At 59.5% G+C, this 17,185-nt stretch carries 17 protein-coding genes; 11 read left to right on the top strand and 6 right to left on the bottom strand.

All coding sequences use genetic code 11. From position 1 onward, the window contains the following. The first annotated feature begins 14 nt into the window (after positions 1 to 14). The 5 genes from RGAI101_RS10970 (at position 15) to RGAI101_RS21565 (ending at position 3,545) form a co-directional block, all read left to right on the top strand. The gene (locus RGAI101_RS10970) at positions 15 to 701 is read left to right on the top strand and encodes a response regulator transcription factor (RefSeq protein WP_037228007.1); all 687 of its coding nucleotides are present in this window, start codon (positions 15 to 17) and stop codon (positions 699 to 701) included. Between the two features lie 233 nt (positions 702 to 934). Beyond that, the gene (locus tag RGAI101_RS10965) at positions 935 to 1,723 is read left to right on the top strand and encodes an exodeoxyribonuclease III (protein WP_037229421.1); all 789 of its coding nucleotides are present in this window, start codon (positions 935 to 937) and stop codon (positions 1,721 to 1,723) included. A gap of 53 nt (positions 1,724 to 1,776) precedes the next feature. Next, positions 1,777 to 2,691 carry a thioredoxin family protein gene (locus RGAI101_RS10960; RefSeq protein WP_008226221.1) on the top strand — a complete coding sequence of 305 codons (915 nt, stop codon included), beginning with the start codon at positions 1,777 to 1,779 and terminating at the stop codon, positions 2,689 to 2,691. A 27-nt stretch (positions 2,692 to 2,718) separates the two neighbouring features. Next, positions 2,719 to 3,363, top strand: coding sequence for an LON peptidase substrate-binding domain-containing protein (locus RGAI101_RS10955; RefSeq protein WP_008228755.1), 645 nt, complete (start codon positions 2,719 to 2,721; stop codon positions 3,361 to 3,363). 29 nt (positions 3,364 to 3,392) lie between these two features. Then, complete coding sequence (locus RGAI101_RS21565; RefSeq protein WP_008225667.1) at positions 3,393 to 3,545, top strand: Trm112 family protein; 153 nt, start codon at positions 3,393 to 3,395, stop codon at positions 3,543 to 3,545. A gap of 1 nt (position 3,546) precedes the next feature. On the opposite strand, the gene RGAI101_RS10945 is transcribed toward RGAI101_RS21565, so the two are convergent. Next, complete coding sequence (locus RGAI101_RS10945; protein ID WP_008227427.1) at positions 3,547 to 4,773, bottom strand: UbiH/UbiF/VisC/COQ6 family ubiquinone biosynthesis hydroxylase; 1,227 nt, start codon at positions 4,771 to 4,773, stop codon at positions 3,547 to 3,549. A gap of 87 nt (positions 4,774 to 4,860) precedes the next feature. Here RGAI101_RS10945 and RGAI101_RS10940 point away from each other — a divergent pair, with 87 nt between their 5' ends. The 4 genes from RGAI101_RS10940 (at position 4,861) to RGAI101_RS10925 (ending at position 11,140) form a co-directional block, all read left to right on the top strand. Then, complete coding sequence (locus RGAI101_RS10940; RefSeq protein WP_008227661.1) at positions 4,861 to 6,189, top strand: amidase; 1,329 nt, start codon at positions 4,861 to 4,863, stop codon at positions 6,187 to 6,189. Positions 6,190 to 6,296: 107 nt separating this feature from the next. Then, a complete protein-coding gene (locus RGAI101_RS10935) occupies positions 6,297 to 7,481 on the top strand; it encodes an aminotransferase class I/II-fold pyridoxal phosphate-dependent enzyme (protein ID WP_037229415.1) in 1,185 nt (394 codons plus the stop codon). 17 nt (positions 7,482 to 7,498) lie between these two features. Beyond that, positions 7,499 to 10,375: a DNA translocase FtsK gene (locus RGAI101_RS10930; protein WP_008226161.1), complete on the top strand. Its 2,877-nt coding sequence runs from the start codon at positions 7,499 to 7,501 to the stop codon at positions 10,373 to 10,375. Between the two features lie 159 nt (positions 10,376 to 10,534). Further along, positions 10,535 to 11,140, top strand: coding sequence for a LolA family protein (locus tag RGAI101_RS10925; RefSeq protein ID WP_008227644.1), 606 nt, complete (start codon positions 10,535 to 10,537; stop codon positions 11,138 to 11,140). Between the two features lie 44 nt (positions 11,141 to 11,184). Here RGAI101_RS10925 and RGAI101_RS10920 read toward each other — a convergent pair whose 3' ends face one another. After that, a complete protein-coding gene (locus RGAI101_RS10920; protein WP_037227999.1) occupies positions 11,185 to 11,775 on the bottom strand; it encodes a transglycosylase SLT domain-containing protein in 591 nt (196 codons plus the stop codon). 72 nt (positions 11,776 to 11,847) lie between these two features. Continuing rightward, on the bottom strand, positions 11,848 to 12,729 hold the full coding sequence (locus RGAI101_RS10915; RefSeq protein ID WP_008225898.1) for an AEC family transporter: 882 nt from the start codon (positions 12,727 to 12,729) through the stop codon (positions 11,848 to 11,850). A gap of 84 nt (positions 12,730 to 12,813) precedes the next feature. Between RGAI101_RS10915 and hspQ the strand changes: the two genes are divergently transcribed. Continuing rightward, positions 12,814 to 13,140 (top strand): heat shock protein HspQ, encoded by a 327-nt coding sequence (gene hspQ / locus RGAI101_RS10910; RefSeq protein WP_008225460.1) that lies wholly within the window; start codon positions 12,814 to 12,816, stop codon positions 13,138 to 13,140. Positions 13,141 to 13,180: 40 nt separating this feature from the next. Here the strand turns inward: hspQ and RGAI101_RS10905 are convergent, their stop codons facing one another. The 3 genes from RGAI101_RS10905 to RGAI101_RS10895 form a co-directional block, all read right to left on the bottom strand. Continuing rightward, positions 13,181 to 14,758, bottom strand: a complete 1,578-nt coding sequence (locus RGAI101_RS10905; protein ID WP_008225454.1) for a gamma-glutamyltransferase family protein — start codon at positions 14,756 to 14,758, stop codon at positions 13,181 to 13,183. A 321-nt stretch (positions 14,759 to 15,079) separates the two neighbouring features. Beyond that, entirely contained in the window at positions 15,080 to 15,532 is a 453-nt protein-coding gene (locus RGAI101_RS10900) for an ATP-binding protein (RefSeq protein WP_008226148.1), read from the bottom strand. A gap of 24 nt (positions 15,533 to 15,556) precedes the next feature. Then, positions 15,557 to 15,898 carry an STAS domain-containing protein gene (locus RGAI101_RS10895; protein ID WP_008225620.1) on the bottom strand — a complete coding sequence of 114 codons (342 nt, stop codon included), beginning with the start codon at positions 15,896 to 15,898 and terminating at the stop codon, positions 15,557 to 15,559. An 88-nt stretch (positions 15,899 to 15,986) separates the two neighbouring features. Between RGAI101_RS10895 and RGAI101_RS10890 the strand changes: the two genes are divergently transcribed. Then, positions 15,987 to 17,159 carry a thiolase family protein gene (locus RGAI101_RS10890; protein WP_008228191.1) on the top strand — a complete coding sequence of 391 codons (1,173 nt, stop codon included), beginning with the start codon at positions 15,987 to 15,989 and terminating at the stop codon, positions 17,157 to 17,159. Positions 17,160 to 17,185 lie beyond the last annotated feature (26 nt).

Raw genomic sequence — 17,185 nt, 5'->3', positions numbered from 1 at the left:
AAGGATGAGTTGATATGCCCCAGTTAAAGAAAATCTTGCTCGTGGACGATGACGATGACCTGCGCGATGCGCTGAGCGAACAGTTGCTGCTGACCGAAGACTTTGATGTTTTCGAGGCTGGCACCGGCGCAGATGCCAAGACCCGCGCAGCCGAGGCGCTGTATGATCTGGTCATCCTCGACGTGGGCCTGCCCGACATCGACGGGCGCGATCTGTGCCGAGAACTGCGGGCACAAGGGGTCAAAAGCCCGATCCTGATGCTGACGGGCCACGATTCCGACGCTGATACCATCATGGGGCTGGATGCCGGCGCGAACGATTATGTCACCAAGCCGTTCAAGTTCCCGGTGCTGTTGGCGCGCATTCGTGCGCAGTTGCGCCAGCACGAACAGTCCGAAGAGGCTATTTTCCAGCTTGGTCCGTATACGTTCAAGCCATCGGCAAAGCTGCTGGTGACCGAAGACGACAAAAAAATACGCCTGACCGAGAAAGAAACGAATATTCTCAAGTTCCTCTACCGGTCTGCTGCGGGGGTCGTGCCGCGCGATACATTGTTGCACGAGGTTTGGGGGTATAACGCCGGCGTCACCACGCATACTTTGGAAACCCATATTTACCGTTTGCGCCAGAAGATCGAACCCGATCCGTCGAACGCGCGTCTTTTGGTGACTGAATCCGGCGGTTACAGATTGGTGTCATAATTTTTTGGAACCAAATGGGACCACGGTTGTTGTCACTATGAAAGACGGGGTTTTCATGACCCGTCGATCGGTTTGAACCCGAAGCTTATGTCCGGGCAATGACATATCCCTCCCCAATAAAGGCCGGGCCATAGTGCCCGGCCTTTTTTGTGCTGCCCAAGCCTTGTTTCGCCATGGCAGCCGATGGACATTTCGGGCTAGGGTGCGCGCGATCTGAACTTTGGGGGCTATCGATGGCATTCACGCTTGCGACATGGAATATTAACTCGGTGCGCTTGCGCGAGCCGATCGTGCTGAAGCTGCTGCAAGAACAAGGGCCGGATATCTTGTGCCTGCAGGAATGTAAAAGCCCGGTTGACAAGATCCCTACCGAAGCCTTTGCGGCTGCCGGGTATACCCACATGGTTGCACGGGGGCAGAAGGGTTATAATGGTGTTGCGATCCTGTCGCGCTTGCCGCTTGAAGATGTCGGCGATCAGGATTTCGCCGATCTGGGCCACGCGCGCCACGTCGCGGCGCGGCTTGAGAACGGCGTGACGATCCAGAATTTTTACGTGCCCGCAGGGGGCGATGTCGCAGACCGCGAGGTCAACGAAAAGTTCGGCCAAAAGCTGGATTACCTTGCCGGGATGCGCGACTGGTTTCGTGGCGACAAACCCCGCAAATCCATTCTTGTCGGCGACCTGAACATCGCCCCGCGTGAAGACGACGTTTGGGGGCACAAGCAACTTCTGAAAGTGGTCAGCCATACCCCGATCGAAGTTGAAAAGCTGGCCGAAACGCAAGATGCCGGTGGCTTCATCGACATTACCCGTCAGGATATTCCAGAAGGAAACCTGTATTCCTGGTGGTCTTACAGGGCCAAGGATTGGGATGCGGCTGACAAGGGGCGTCGCCTTGATCACGTCTGGGCCACGCCCGACATTTCCAACGCCGCCCACTCCAGCCGCGTCCTGCGCGACGCGCGCGGATGGGAAAAGCCAAGCGACCATGCGCCGGTCTTTGCGACATTCGACCTTTGAATTCAGTGGGCGCGCCCTCATATAAAGAGTGAGCCCCAAGTGAGGATATTGATATGATGGACTTGAACCTTTCGCCCGCCCCGGATGCCGACCTGATCAAGGACGGTTCCGAAGCGACATTCATGGCTGATGTGGTCGAAGCGTCCCAAACTGTGCCGGTCATCGTCGACTTCTGGGCACCTTGGTGCGGCCCGTGCAAGACGCTGGGCCCGATGCTGGAAGACGCCGTGCGCGCCGCCAAGGGTGCGGTAAAGATGGTCAAGCTCAACGCAGACGAGGCGCAGCAGATCGTCGGGCAGATGCAGATCCAGTCGCTGCCGACTGTTTTTGCGTTCTTCAAAGGCCAGCCCGTCGACGGGTTTCAGGGCGCGCTGCCGCAATCCGAAGTCAAAGCCTTCGTCGACCGCGTGATCAAGGCGGGCGGTGGTGAAGCGCCCGGCGAAACGCTGAACGAGGCCGTCGCCGTCGCCGAAGAAATGCTGACCGACGGGGCCGTACAAGATGCCTTGGACACCTTTAGCGCGATCCTTGGCGAAGACCCGAACCACGCTGCTGCGTATGGTGGCATGGTGCGGGCCTATATCGCGCTTGATCAGCTTGATGCCGCCGAAGGCCACCTGAACGGCGCGCCGATCGAAATCTCGAAAAGCCCGGAACTTGAAGCCGCCCATGCGCAATTGCAACTGGCCCGTCAGGCCGCGAATGCGGGGCCCGTTGCCGAATTGCAGGCCGCCGTTGATGCCAACCCCGATGATAGCCAGGCGCGGTTTGATCTGGCGCTGGCCTTGCAGGCAAGCGGCGACACGCAAGGCGCTGTCGATCAGCTGCTGACGCTGTTCGGCAAGGATCGCGAGTGGAACGAAAGCGCCGCCAAGACGCAGCTTTTCACTATTTTCGATGCGCTCAAGGGCAATGACCCAATCGCCCTGAACGGACGTCGCAAGCTTAGCTCGATGATATTTGCTTAAGGGGTTCGGAGCACTAGATAGAGCATCATGATAAAGCAATCCGAACTGCCAGATACAATTGCGATCTTTCCGCTTGGGGGGGCCTTGCTGCTGCCCCGTTCGCGTCTGCCATTGCACATTTTTGAACCCCGCTATCTTCAGATGATCGAAGACAGCCTCAAGACGCCGGGGCGTCTGATCGGGATGGTGCAGCCCAATGTTGTGCCGGGCCGCGAGGGTCCGGGCCTGCAAACGATCGGGTGCGCTGGCCGGATCACCCAGTTTTCCGAGACCGAGGATGGTCGGTACATGATCACCCTCGGGGGCGTGTCGCGGTTTCGTGTCGTGAAGGAAATCGAAGGATTTACGCCCTACCGTCGCTGCGACGTAAGCTGGGACGGGTTCGAGCGTGATCTGGGCAAGGACGAAGACGATGTCGCCTTTGACCGCGCTGCGTTTCTGGACACGTTGGGCCGCTATTTCGATGCGCGCGATTTGTCTGCCGACTGGGACACGCTGAAAGAGGCGGATGACGAACTGCTGATCAATTCGCTGTCAATGATGCTGGATTTCGATTCCGAGGATAAACAGGCCTTGCTCGAGGCTCCGTCGCTGTCCACCCGTCGGGAAACGCTGTTGACCTTGATCGAATACGCCCTGCGTGGCGGCCACGAAGGGGAGATGATGAATTGAGCCGAGAAGAAATCCAGTTTGACCGTCGCATGCTTGAGGCGCTGGTTTGCCCGCGTACCCAGACGACCCTGCACTATGATGCAGAGCGTCAGGAACTGGTGTCAAAAGCTGCTGGCCTTGCCTATCCGATCCGCAATGGCATTCCCGTGATGCTGGTGGACGAAGCGCGCCTTCTGGACTGAACTACAGCCTCTCGCCGCGCATCAGGCGGGGCAGGTCGCCGGTCAGACCGGCAGCTTCGCGGATGAATCCCCGCCGTGCACCGGGGATCGCGTTGATCGCGGCCATGCCCATGTCGCGTGCAATTCGAATGAGCGGGTTATCGTTTGAAAACAACCGGTTAAAGCTGTCTGTCGCCAAGGCCAGCGCCGTGTTGTCGAACCGTCGCCACAGTTGATACTGATCCAGCACCGTCGGGCTGCCGATGTCCTGACCCCGCCGCCGCGCATCCGCGATAACCTCGGCCAAGGCCGCCACATCGCGCATCCCGGCGTTCAACCCTTGCCCTGCAATCGGGTGCACCCCATGCGCCGCATCCCCCAGCAACGCCACACGGGGGGCGACCATGGAATGGGCCAGTGACAGGCTAAGCGGATAGGTGTAGCGCGCGCCCGCCAACGAAATCTCGCCCAGAAAATCGCCGAAACGCGGGCGGAGCACGTCCAGATATGCATCATCGGGCAGGGCATTGATGCGGGCTGCATTCTCGGCGGTTTCGCTCCAGACGATGGACGACCGGTTTTCCGTCAGAGGGAGGATCGCAAGCGGTCCGGGGGGCATGAAGAACTGATGTGCCACGCCGTCATGAGGTTTTTCATGTGCGATCGCGCAGACCAGCGCGGTTTGCCCATAGCCCCAGCCGATCCGCTTGATCCCGGCGCGTGTTGCCGTGCCTGACCCGCGCCCATCCGCCCCCACCAACAGCTTGGCACGCACCGATTTGCCATTGGCCAAGCTGAGCGTGACACCCGAGGCATCGACGGTTTGGGTTGTGACTGTCTCACCGTCCAGCACTGTGATGCCGTCGGTCGTGGCCACGGCCTGCATCAAGGCGCTGCGCAGGTGGCGGTCTTCGACCATGTGGCCCATCGGGCCTTCTTCGATCTCGGCGTGATCGAAATGCATGAAAAACGGCGACGGCCCTTCGCCTGCGCGGCCGTCCGTCACCTTGATCTCGAGCATGGGCTGCGCATGATCCGCCACCGCGTCCCACACGCCGATGCCGTCCAGCAACCGGGTGGAAGTCAGCGCCAGCGCGTAGGACCGCCCGTCGAAACCGGGGGTTTCGCGGACCTGCGTCTGGAGGCGATCAATGATCGTCACGCGCAGACCGATCTGCGCCAAGGCCAACCCCAAAGCGGGACCATTCAGCCCCCCGCCGACGATCGCAATATCTGTATCGAATTCCATATGCTTAGATATGGTCGCGCGGCAGGGATTGTCCATGCGTGCAACGGTCGCTACCGTCGCTTTCAAAGCATTTCGTAAGGGGACACCATGCAAGATTGGCTAAAAATGACGGCGGCGGATTTGGGGCGTGGGATCGCGGGCGGGCAGATTGACCCGGTTGCCCTGTGTAAAACCTACCTTGACGCGATCGACACGCATCCTTTGCGCGATCGCATCTACGCCCGTGTGACCGCGGATCGTGCCATTGCCGAAGCCCACGCGGCGTCTATGCGGGCCAAGGCGGGGCACCGTCTGTCGCCGCTCGATGGCGTGCCGATCAGCTGGAAGGACCTGTTTGATACCGCAGGCACCGTGACCGAAGCCGGGTCGATGTTGTTGAAAGACCGCATGCCGGATACGGATGCGCTGGTGCTGCAAAACGCCACGGCGATGGGGCTGGTCTGCCTGGGCAAAACCCACATGAGCGAGCTTGCTTTTTCCGGCCTTGGTCACAACCCGTCCACCGCCACCCCGCCTTGTATCAATGACACCGAGGCCGTTTCGGGCGGATCGTCCTCAGGGGCAGCGGCGTCGGTTGCCTTCGGGCTGGCAGCGGCTGCAATCGGGTCCGATACGGGCGGTTCAGTCCGTATTCCATCGGGGTGGAACGATCTGGTCGGGCTGAAAACCACCGCTGGACGGCTGTCATTGCAAGGCGTTGTGCCTTTGGCGATGAAATTCGACACGGTTGGTCCGCTATGTCGGTCGGTCGAGGATGCCGGCCTGTTACTGGCGGCGCTTGAGGGGACGAAACCCGCCGATCTGTCCGGCACCGACCTTGAGGGGCGTCGTTTCGCGATCCTGCACAGCGTTGCGATGGAGGATCTGGATGACGGCCCACGTGCCGCTTTCAGTGATGCCGTGGACAAATTGCGCGAAGCCGGTGCAATTATCGAAGACATCACCCTGCCAGAGATTGCCCAAGCCATGCCGCTGAGCGGGTGTTTGTTCACCGCCGAGGCATACGGGCTATGGCGCGATGTGATCGAGGCAGACCCGGAAGCGATGTATGGCGAAATCCTAGAACGTTTCCGGCTGGGCAAGTCCCATTCCGGCCCTGATTATGTCGCCGCATGGGCCACGCTCGAGGCATTGCGCAAAGCCTATGACCGTGCAGTCGCAGGCTATGACGCGGTCCTCTTGCCGACCGCTCCGATTTTGCCGCCAAAACTGGCACGGCTGGAAAGCGACCATGACTATTATGTCTCGGCCAACCTGATGACACTGCGGAACACCCGCATCGGAAATCTGATGGGGCTTTGCGCAATAACCATCCCGACGGGCACAGCATCTTGCGGGTTGATGATGATGGCGGCCCCAGGTTCGGAAGAGCGGTTGTTGCGTCTGGCGGCCGCCGCAGAAGAGTCGCTGGCCTAAAAGACACAAACCGCAGGTCAAGTCCTAGATTCTCTGGACGTGGGCCACCCCCTTGGGTAGTTTATATTTAACGGGGCATGAATGATCCCGAACCCGAGGCAGTTTTGATGTTATATCCCGACCGGTTTTCGAACCTTCCGGCCCATGCGTGGCCCCGTTTGCGTGCATTGCTTGACGTCCATGAAGGTGGCGGCACGCCGATTCACATGACGATTGGCGAGCCGAAACATGCCTTTCCGGCGTGGGTGACGGATGTGATCACCGAGAATGCCAGCGGGTTCAACAGCTATCCCCCGAACGACGGATCACCGGCCCTGCGCGGTGCCATCGCGGACTGGATCCAGCGCCGCTATGGCGTCATTGTGGATGCTGACACTCAGGTGATGGCGCTGAACGGCACGCGCGAGGGGCTGTATAACGCGGTGATGGCGGTGTGTCCGGAAACCAAGAATGGCAAGAAACCAGCCATTTTGATGCCAAACCCGTTTTACCAAGTCTACATGATCGCTGCCATCTCGGGCGCTGCGGACCCGATCATGGTGCCTGCGACACTGGCTACCGGCCATCTGCCGGATTTCGCGGGCCTGCCCGCCGATGTGCTGAACCGTACCACTGCTGCCTATATCTGTTCGCCCGCCAATCCGCAGGGGTCTGTCGCAAGCCGCGAATACTGGACGGATCTGCTGGCGCTTGCCGAAAAATACGATTTCAAGATTTTTGCGGATGAATGTTATTCGGAAATCTACCGCGATACGCCGCCCGTCGGTGCCATGCAGGTGGCCCAGGAGGTTGGCGCTGATCCGGACCGTGTGGTGATTTTCCATTCTCTGTCGAAGCGATCGAACCTGCCGGGGCTGCGGTCGGGTTTCGTGGCCAGCGGGCCGAACACGATGCGCGAGATCAAGCAGTTGCGCAATTACGCCGGCGCGCCCTTGCCGCTGCCGTTGCAGGCTGCCGCCGCAGCCGTTTGGGCGGACGAGGCGCACGTGGTCGAAAGCCGCGCGCTTTATGTGGAAAAATACGAAATCGCCGACCGTATTCTTGGCAATGTGCCGGGCTACCAAAGCCCCGAGGCCGGGTTTTTCCTTTGGCTGCCGGTGGAGAATGACGAAGCTGCAGCGCTGAAGCTGTGGCGCGAGACTGGCGTGCGGGTGCTGCCCGGCGGCTATCTGGCGCAAGAGGTGAACGGGGAAAACCCCGGCAAGACATATATCCGGGTGGCCTTGGTCGCCCCGAAAGAAGAGACCACGCGCGGAATCGAAGCGATCCGTGCGTGTCTTTATCCAGAATAAGACGAGGGATCAGGACAATGGCATATCAGACACGTGGGCGCGATCCTTTGCTGGATTCCAGCATGACCCAGGCCATCGAAAAGCGTGGCAAGGAACTGCTGGGCATCGGATTGATCGCGTTGGGTCTGATGGCCGCGATGATGATCGGAAGCTATACGCCGGATGATCCCAACTGGATGGTGTCGACCGACGCGCCTGCGCAAAACTGGCTGGGCCGGATGGGGGCGTCATTGGCAGCGCCCCTGTTCATGATCGTCGGATGGGGGGCTTGGGCTGTGGCCGCGATCTTGCTGGCATGGGGCGCACGGTTTGCGCTGCACCGTGGGCAGGACCGCGCCATGGGGCGTTTGATCTTTGCCCCGATCGCGGTGGCGCTGTGTTCGGTCTACGGGGCCACGCTGACGCCCGGGTCCGAGTGGTTGCAGACCCACAGTTTTGGTCTGGGCGGTCTGTTCGGGGATACGGTGATGGGCGCGATCCTGACGATCCTGCCGATTGGCTCCACATTCACGATCAAGCTGATGTCGCTGTTGATGGGCGTGTCGATCCTTGTCTTCGGTGCGTTTGTTCTGGGCTTTACCAAGCTTGAACTGACCCGTATCGGGCGCTTCATGCTGGTGGGCGTGATCATGGTTTATGCGGGGTTGATGACCTTGCTGGGGCGTGGGGCGGCGGGGGCTGTTTCGGCGGCACAGACGCTACAGGCCAAGCAATCAGAGCGACGCGAGCGCAACCGGATCGAGGCGGAAGAGAACGCGGAATATGCCGCATCTCAGGCTTATTACGAAGAACACTCCTATGCGGCAGCCCCCGCTGTGGCACCCAAAACCGGATTGCTGTCCAAGATGCCCGCGCTGGTCAAGCGCGCTGAACCTTTGCCCGAGCCCGAGTTGGTAGAGGACTGGTCTGACGTCGAAGTTGACGAAACCCCCAGCAATGACCGTATCAAATCAAAGATCGCCGACGTGATCAAAAGTCGTGTGCGTACGGCAAGCGCCCTGCACACACCTGTGACGTCGCCGCTCACGCGCGGCCGCGGTCGCGGACCGGACCCCTTGGTGCTGGATACGACACCGCGCATTCACAGCCGTGAAGAACCGCCATTGACCAGCCCCGCACGGGTCGAGCCACCGCTGACAAGTGCCAGCATGTCGCCCGGTCTGATCCGGCCCGCGCAGGCCGAGGCTGCCGCCGATGTAGATCTGATCCTCGAGGAGGACGATGGCTTGCCGCTTCAGGATGCAGCGCCGTCAGACACCATTCAAATTCCTGTCGCCCAGCCACGCAAGGTGGTGCAGCAGCCGACCCGCAAGGTGATCCAGCCCAGCAAGAAGGCCCAGGCCGAAGCGCAGCCGGCCTTGACCTTTGATGACACGCACCCCGGCTTTGAACTACCGCCGCTAAGCCTGTTGGAAAGCCCTGATTCAGTCGAGCGTCTTCACCTGAGCGATGATGCGCTGGAAGAAAACGCGCGGATGCTGGAAAACGTTCTGGATGACTACGGCGTGAAGGGCGAGATTGTCGCCGTGCGTCCGGGCCCTGTTGTCACGATGTACGAACTTGAACCGGCACCGGGCCTCAAGGCCAGCCGCGTTATCGGTCTGGCGGACGATATCGCGCGGTCGATGGCGGCGCTGTCCGCGCGTGTGTCTACCGTGCCGGGGCGCAGTGTGATCGGGATCGAACTGCCCAATGAAAACCGCGAAAAGGTCGTCTTGCGCGAAATCCTGTCCGCACGTGATTTTGGCGACAGCACCATGCGCCTGCCGCTTGCCTTGGGCAAGGACATCGGCGGCGATCCTGTGGTCGCGAATCTGGCCAAGATGCCCCACCTGCTGATCGCGGGGACCACGGGGTCGGGTAAGTCGGTGGCGATCAACACGATGATCCTGTCACTGCTGTACAAGCTGACGCCGGAAGAATGCCGGATGATCATGATCGATCCCAAAATGCTGGAACTAAGCGTTTATGATGGGATTCCGCATCTTCTGTCCCCGGTGGTGACGGACCCGAAAAAGGCCGTTGTCGCGCTGAAGTGGACTGTCGGCGAGATGGAAGAGCGCTATCGCAAGATGTCCAAGATGGGCGTGCGCAACATCGAAGGCTATAACGGCCGCGTGCGTGACGCCTTGGCCAAGGACGAGATGTTCAGCCGCACGGTCCAGACCGGATTTGACGACGAAACCGGCGAACCGATCTTTGAGACCGACGAATTCAAGCCCGAAACGCTGCCTTATATCGTTGTCATCGTCGACGAGATGGCCGACCTGATGATGGTCGCGGGCAAGGAGATCGAGGCCTGTATCCAACGTCTTGCACAGATGGCGCGGGCTTCGGGCATCCACCTGATCATGGCGACGCAGCGCCCGTCGGTGGATGTGATCACCGGCACGATCAAGGCAAACTTTCCGACGCGGATTTCGTTTCAGGTGACGTCCAAGATCGACAGCCGTACGATCTTGGGTGAAATGGGTGCCGAACAACTGCTGGGCATGGGCGACATGCTGTATATGGCGGGCGGGTCCAAGATTGTGCGCTGCCATGGTCCGTTCGTGTCCGATGAAGAAGTCGAAGAGATCGTGAACCACCTTAAGGCCTATGGCGCGCCTGACTATATTTCCGGCGTCGTCGAAGGCCCGCCCGAAGATCAGGAAGGCAGCATAGACGCCGTTCTGGGGCTGGGTGGCAACACCGATGGCGAGGATGCGCTGTATGATACGGCCGTGGCGATCGTTATCAAGGACCGCAAGTGTTCGACCTCGTATATCCAGCGCAAACTGGCGATCGGCTACAACAAGGCCGCGCGTCTGGTCGAACAGATGGAAGATCAGGGCCTTGTGTCCCCTGCCAACCACGTTGGCAAACGCGAAATTCTGGTGCCTGAACAAGGCTAGGCGGAACGAAGTGCAGATGTGCGGGGTTGGTCTGGGAACAGGCCAACCCTTTTTCGTTTCCAGCTGGAACGGGCGATAATCTGCCGCGTGATATCGCATATCACCAAGGCACCGCCTATGTCTGAGGGACGGCACTGAAATAACGATAGGAATACTCAGATGCGTTTTGTGACCACCACCGTTCTGGCCTTGGGCCTTGGCTTGGCTTCTGTACTGCCAGCAACAGCCGAGCAATTATCGCTGGGTGCGATTTCCAAGTATCTCAACGCGATGAAGACCGCCAAGGGCGACTTTACCCAGATCAATGATGACGGGTCGATCAGCACTGGGACGATCTACATCAAGCGTCCCGGCAAGGTGCGCTTTGAATACAACGCGCCCGATTCAGGCATCGTGATCGCGGGCAGCAACACCGTTGTGATCTACGACAAGAAGTCCAACCAGCCAGCCGAGACTTATCCTTTGTCCAAAACCCCGCTGTCGATCATCTTGGCGGCGAATGTGAACCTGGGGCAGGCGCGGATGGTCACGGGGCACAGCTATGACGGCACGGCAACCACCGTACGTGCGCAGGATCCGCAGCATCCCGAATATGGGAATATTGAACTAAAGTTCACCGACAACCCGATCGAGCTGCGCCAGTGGATCATCAACAATGGCAACGGCGATCAGACGACCGTGGTTCTGGGGGATATGCAAAAAGGTGTCAGCCTGCCGAATTCGTTGTTCGATGTCAGCAAGTCACCGGCGCGGGCAAGCCGCTAATAAACCAAAGGCCCGAAGGTGATCCCTTCGGGCCTTTTTTTATTTCACCAGCGGCTCAGGCGGCAGCCTGCGATCTGGCCTTGGTACATGTCTGCGCGCTGCTGTACCTTGCTGGCCACGGTCACAAGCCACGGCTTGCCGTTATAACTTTGACGCGAAAAGCCGGTGTTGCCCTCGTGATAGGCAAGGTACTGGTTGCGTGCATCATGCAGCGCGATACCGTTTTTCGCGCGGCTTTTGGTCATGTACCATCCCATGAAATCCGACGCGTCCCTGATCCGGTCACGCTTGGCTGACCGTTTGCCGGTCTCGGACAGGTATTCATCCCACGTCGCATCCAGCGCCTGACCGTAGCCGAATGCACTTGATTGCCGACCCATCGGAATGACGCCGATCACATAGCGAAACGGCGTGCGCGCGTCTGCGATGAATTTGCTTTCCTGATGGATCGTCGCCATCTGGACATGCACAGGCACACCCCAACGGCGCTCGGTCGCGCGGAAAGCCTTGTAGTATTCTGGGCGCTCCTTGAGAATCGCACAGGCATTATCAAGGTTTCGTGGGGCGCTGGTAGGGCCGCCACTACATGATGCCAAAAGCACTGCAATTATCAGGGCGCAAAAGGTTCTGCTCATTTGCCTCTCGCTCTTTTCGTTTTTTATTAACGATCAGCTTACCAGATTTCCGCAGGATCGCCCACCAAAAACTTAGAGCAAAAACGCCAGCAAGACCGGCAAAGCCGCCACCGACATCAAGGTCGAGGCGACAACCAATCCGGCGACGGACTGCGCATCGGCCCCGTATTTTTCAGCCAGAAGATAGGAAGTCACCGCAACAGGCGTTGCGACCTGCAGCACCAGCACCCCAAAGGCGACGCGGTCGAGATCAAAGTAAAGCCCGGCCGCCCATGCAATGCCCACGCAGATCGCCAGCTTGACCGCTGACAGCACGACGGCCCGCCCGATCCCCCCGGGGGACAGGCGCGCGACGGCGACGCCAAGGGTGATCAGCATCATCGGGATCGCCATCTGCCCCAGCAGGCTTAGGGTGTTGGTCAGGAATTTTGGCGTCTGCCAGTCCTGCACCAGAAACAGCGCCCCCAACAGCGTGGCCCAGACCAAGGGTTCGCGCATGACTTTGCCGAAGGATCCCGCACCAGCCACCAGCCAGATGCCAAAGGTGAAAGACCAGATCGCCATGATGGCAAAGACCACGACGGCATAGCCAAGACCGAGATCACCGAAGGCGAAAAGCGCCAGCGGCAGGCCCAGATTTCCGGTGTTGCCGAAAATCAGCGGGGCCAGATAGGTCCGCCGGTTCAGTCCAAGCGCCCGAACCAGCAGGGCTGCCCCGATCGTAACGCCGCCATAGGTCACGACCGTGGCCAGTGACAGGGCCGTGAGGGCGGCGGGATCAATCTGGGTGTTCATCAGGGACACGAAGATCAGACACGGAACCGACAGGGTCATGGCCAGTTGGGTCACGAACTGGATGCGGTATTCAAATCCAAGCTTTACCCAAGCAAAGCCGATGCCTGCCAAAAGAAAGACCGGGGCCACGATTTCGAGCACTGTTAACGTCAGGTTCACAAACTGTTTCCTATGATTCGACTACCGTGATTGGACAAATGCCCCTTGAAGCGACTACTAACGATGGATAGGTGCTTCAATGTCATGATTAGAACACGCGCAAAATATCATCTGGGCCAGGTCGTGCGGCACAAGAAACATCCCTTTCGGGGGGTGATCTTTGACGTGGACCCTGAATTTGCCAACACCGACGAATGGTACGAGGCGATTCCCGAGGAAAGCCGCCCGGTCAAGGATCAGCCCTACTATCACCTGCTGGCCGAAAATGACCAAAGCTATTACGTCGCTTATGTCTCTGAACAGAACCTGGTGGCGGACTATTCCGGCGAACCTGTCGATCATCCGGATATCCCCGATCTGTTCGGCCCGTTCACCGACGGTGCCTATCCGCTGCATTTCCAACTGAACTAAGCGGGAAGGCGCGCTTGCACGCAGCCTTCCCATGGTCGCTCTAGTAGCCCAAAGCGCAGCCATCCTTGCGCGGATCGCTTGCCCCCTCCAGCACGCCGTCGCTGCGCAGCTTGATCGCCTGCGCACCGCCAATGGCGGTTCTCGGGATTTCGACGTTGTGGCCCATTTCGACGAGCTTGGCGCGCACGTCGTCGCCATAACCGCGTTCGACATTCAGCACACCCTTGTCTGAAAACGCGCGAGGTGCATCAATCGCGGCCTGCGGATCCATCCCGAAATCGGTCAGGTTGCTGACCAGTCGCGCGTGACCCGTGGGCTGATACGCCCCGCCCATCACGCCAAAGGGCATCTGCACCTTGCCATCTTGCCGGATGATGCCGGGAATGATGGTATGCATGGGCCGCTTGCCGCCTTTCATCTCGTTCACGTGGCCTTCTTCAAGGGTAAAGCCAGCGCCACGGTTTTGCAGAAGGATACCGAATTTATCCGACGCGATCCCGGAGCCGAACCCATGGAAGATCGAATAGATCAAGGACACGGCCATGCCGTCCTTGTCCACGACGGTGATGTAGATCGTATCCTTGTGGACGGCTTCGGACAGTTGGGCAGGATTGGCCATCGCCTTGTTGGGGTCAATCAGCTCTGCCAGTTTTTGCGCTGTCATCGGGTCCAGCATGTGAGCCAGCCGTGTGGTGTAATCGGCGTCGCCCAAAAAGCGGTTGCGCGCATCATAGGCCAGTTTGGTTGCTTCCGCTTCGATGTGCAGACGCTGGGCCCCGAAGGGGTCCATCGACGCGATATCGAAATGCGACAGAATGTTCAGTAGCAGCAGCGCGGTCGCCCCATGCCCGTTCGGGGCATGTTCCAGCACCTCGACGCCGCCGTAGGTCGTCGCGATCGGGTCGCCCTTGGTGCAGCTGACATTGGCAAAATCCTCTGCGGTATGCTTGCCATCACGCGCAGTCAGCGCGGCGATCATGTCTTCTGCGATCTCTCCGGTGTAGAAGGCGTCGCGACCATCCTTGGCGATGCGGCGCAGCACTTCGGCCTGGCCGGGCGCGCGAAAGACGGACCCGACCTGCGGTGCCTTGCCGTCGACCAGAAAGAAATCGCGCGCTTTGCCTTGCAGCGTGCCCGCATCGTTGGCCCAGTCAAAGGACACGCGCGGGGCGACGGGCACGCCTGCGTCGGCATAGTGGATCGCAGGTGCCAGAATCACATCCAGCCCCAGCGTGCCGAGGTTCTCGGACAGATGGCAAAACGCATCAATCGCGCCGGGTACAGTGACCGCATGGGCGCTTTGCAATGGCACGGTTTTTTCACCGGCATCGCGCAGGATGCTCGCATCAAGGGCCTTGGGTGCGCGGCCTGATCCGTTCAGGGCGTGCACTTCGTCACTGCCCGCGGGAGAGTAGAGCGCAAAGCAATCGCCACCAATTCCGGTCATCTGGGGTTCGCAAATGCCCAGCAGAACCGCCCCGGCAATGGCGGCGTCCATGGCATTGCCGCCCCGCTCAAGAATGTTCAGGGCAGTTTTCGCCGCCAAGGGATGTGATGTGGCACACATGCCGTTTTTTGCCAAAACGGGCGAACGCCCGGGAAGTTGGAAATCGCGCATATCGGGTAAGGTCCTGTTGCAGATGACTGTTCTGCAGGAACCTAGCGTGCGGCTGGCCAGAGTGCCAATTATTTTACGGGGGGTAAATCCTCAACGTCACGCACTGGGTGGGGGCTATGAAACGCGACGTTGAGGGAAGCCATATGCAGCTACGAGTCCCAACCTGACGGCCAAGCGCGGCAAAACTGTGATGCGTATAAGGCAGTTTCAGGGTATTATCGCGAACCAATAAGGCAGACTGGGCAGTTCGTGGTTTCCGAGCGCAGCCAAGCCAGCGCGTGCGGGCAGTTCCGTTTCAGATCTCAGGGCTTCGGTGCGGTGTCAGTGCGCCCCGACGGGGATGCGCATGTTGATTATGTTCATCGGCCCGCTTCGGGCGTACGATACATCACCGGTCAATTCATGGATCAGGTTCCAGCCAAATCCGCCCTCCGGCAGGTCAGAAACGGGCGACGCCGCGTCGAATTTCTTGGGCTGGGGCAATGCCCTATCAGGCATCGCGTTTCCAAAATCGGTGATACGCAGATGCAAGTCGCCAGACCGGTAGTGGCACCTGATCCAAATGAAGCCGGGTTGCGGGTGATCGCAAAACGCATGCTCCACAATGTTGTTGAGCGTTTCGGCCACCACCAGTTCGATTGTGTCACGCGCATCGTCCGACAGGTTCAAAGGGGCAAGCCGGTTCAGAAAAAAGGCAAGCGCGCCCCTGACCGCCTCCTGGGTCCCGTCAAGGGTTTGCTCGAATGCGAATGTGGGGGCTGGAGTGTCGGCCACTGGTTGCTTCCGGGGTTTCAACGATCATTGCAGTGCTTGATCATGAACGGCAGCTTCCAATGTGGGATACAAGGTAAAGACGCTGTCCATGCGGGTCAGGCGAAAGACGCGATCAACCGGTCCGGTGAGACCGGCCAATACCAGCGTGCGCCCCGGGGCCAGATATTTCATGGTGGCAACGATCGCCCCAAGCCCGCTTGAATCGATGAAGGTTACCCGGCTTAGGTCAAGGATGACCGTATCGGGCGCGCCATCCGTCAATTGGCGCATGGTTTCCTTGAACTCAAGCGCAACAGCGGCATCAATTCGGTCATCTATCACCGTAACAATCTGCAGCAGCTCTTCTGTTCTGGCTGAGAGTTTCATATGCTCGTCCCAAAGGTATATTGCGTTACCTGTTGGAATAGCGCTCATATCTTACCATTTGGTGATCATTTTCCGGGGAGGGTTCAAAATGAACAAGGTCGTTATTGCAGGGGCATCGCGCACGCCGATGGGCGGATTCCAAGGTGTCTTTGCCAACATGACTGCTGCCGATCTGGGCGGCCACGCGATCAAGGCCGCCCTTGACGGGGCAGGGGCCAAGACCGTGGACGAGGTGCTGATGGGCTGTGTTCTGCCCGCAGGCCAGGGCCAGGCACCGGCACGTCAGGCAGGTTTCAAGGCAGGTCTGGGCGAAGAGGTGCCGGCCACCACGTTGAACAAGATGTGCGGGTCCGGCATGAAAGCCGCGATGATCGCCTTTGACCAGATCGCGCTTGGCCAGACGAATGTGATGGTTGCAGGTGGCATGGAAAGCATGACGAACGCACCCTACGTCTTGCCGAAAATGCGCAGCGGCGCGCGTTTGGGCCATAGCCAGGTGATTGACCACATGTTCCTTGACGGCCTTGAAGACGCCTACGACAAGGGCCGTCTGATGGGTACGTTTGCTGAAGACTGTGCAGAAACCTATCAGTTCACCCGCACCATTCAGGATGATTATGCGCTCGCCTCCCTGTCGCGCGCGCTCAAGGCGCAGTCTTCGGGGGCCTTCGATGGTGAAATTGCCAAGCTGGACGTGACATCTCGCAAGGGCAGCACAACAATCACTGCCGACGAACAACCCGCCAATGCGCGTCCCGAAAAGATCCCCCAACTCAAACCCGCATTCCGCGAGGGCGGTACTGTCACGGCCGCCAATTCCTCATCGATCTCCGATGGTGCTGCAGCGTTGGTGCTGGCCTCTGAACAGGCGGCGCTTGATCAGGGGCTGACCATCCGCGCCCACATCATGGGCCACGCCAGCCATGCCCAGGCCCCCGGCCTGTTCACCACGGCACCTGTTCCTGCGGCACAAAAACTGCTGGACCGTTTGGGCTGGCAAAAGGAAGACGTCGATCTGTGGGAGGTAAACGAAGCCTTCGCCGTGGTCCCGCTTGCCTTCATGCACGAGATGGGGCTGTCCCATGATATCGTGAACGTCAACGGCGGTGCCTGCGCGCTTGGCCACCCAATCGGTGCTTCAGGTGCCAGAATCATCGTCACACTGCTGAATGCACTTGAAAAACGGGGCCTCAAGCGCGGCGTCGCGGCCATCTGCATCGGCGGAGGCGAAGGCACGGCCATCGCGATCGAACGCCCTTAACCCTTCCAAATGGATCAAAATCCTCG

The organism is Roseobacter sp. GAI101 (genome assembly GCF_000156335.1).
In the GTDB taxonomy this organism is placed as follows: domain Bacteria; phylum Pseudomonadota; class Alphaproteobacteria; order Rhodobacterales; family Rhodobacteraceae; genus Sulfitobacter.
The sequence above is the reverse complement of the archived record's forward strand: the minus strand, read 5'-3'. Positions and strand labels throughout refer to the sequence as shown.

What these genes read in the sequence shown, in the direction of transcription:
- RGAI101_RS10955 (WP_008228755.1), top strand. Translation starts at nt 2,719, where the DNA reads ATGATAAAGCAATCCGAACTGCCAGATACAATTGCGATCTTTCCGCTT.
- RGAI101_RS10960 (WP_008226221.1), top strand. Translation starts at nt 1,777, where the DNA reads ATGATGGACTTGAACCTTTCGCCCGCCCCGGATGCCGACCTGATCAAG.
- hspQ (WP_008225460.1), top strand. Translation starts at nt 12,814, where the DNA reads ATGATTAGAACACGCGCAAAATATCATCTGGGCCAGGTCGTGCGGCAC.
- RGAI101_RS10970 (WP_037228007.1), top strand. Translation starts at nt 15, where the DNA reads ATGCCCCAGTTAAAGAAAATCTTGCTCGTGGACGATGACGATGACCTG.
- RGAI101_RS21565 (WP_008225667.1), top strand. Translation starts at nt 3,393, where the DNA reads ATGCTTGAGGCGCTGGTTTGCCCGCGTACCCAGACGACCCTGCACTAT.
- RGAI101_RS10920 (WP_037227999.1), bottom strand. Translation starts at nt 11,775, where the DNA reads ATGAGCAGAACCTTTTGCGCCCTGATAATTGCAGTGCTTTTGGCATCA.
- RGAI101_RS10930 (WP_008226161.1), top strand. Translation starts at nt 7,499, where the DNA reads ATGGCATATCAGACACGTGGGCGCGATCCTTTGCTGGATTCCAGCATG.
- RGAI101_RS10945 (WP_008227427.1), bottom strand. Translation starts at nt 4,773, where the DNA reads ATGGAATTCGATACAGATATTGCGATCGTCGGCGGGGGGCTGAATGGT.
- RGAI101_RS10935 (WP_037229415.1), top strand. Translation starts at nt 6,297, where the DNA reads ATGTTATATCCCGACCGGTTTTCGAACCTTCCGGCCCATGCGTGGCCC.
- RGAI101_RS10965 (WP_037229421.1), top strand. Translation starts at nt 935, where the DNA reads ATGGCATTCACGCTTGCGACATGGAATATTAACTCGGTGCGCTTGCGC.
- RGAI101_RS10925 (WP_008227644.1), top strand. Translation starts at nt 10,535, where the DNA reads ATGCGTTTTGTGACCACCACCGTTCTGGCCTTGGGCCTTGGCTTGGCT.
- RGAI101_RS10905 (WP_008225454.1), bottom strand. Translation starts at nt 14,758, where the DNA reads ATGCGCGATTTCCAACTTCCCGGGCGTTCGCCCGTTTTGGCAAAAAAC.
- RGAI101_RS10890 (WP_008228191.1), top strand. Translation starts at nt 15,987, where the DNA reads ATGAACAAGGTCGTTATTGCAGGGGCATCGCGCACGCCGATGGGCGGA.
- RGAI101_RS10940 (WP_008227661.1), top strand. Translation starts at nt 4,861, where the DNA reads ATGCAAGATTGGCTAAAAATGACGGCGGCGGATTTGGGGCGTGGGATC.
- RGAI101_RS10895 (WP_008225620.1), bottom strand. Translation starts at nt 15,898, where the DNA reads ATGAAACTCTCAGCCAGAACAGAAGAGCTGCTGCAGATTGTTACGGTG.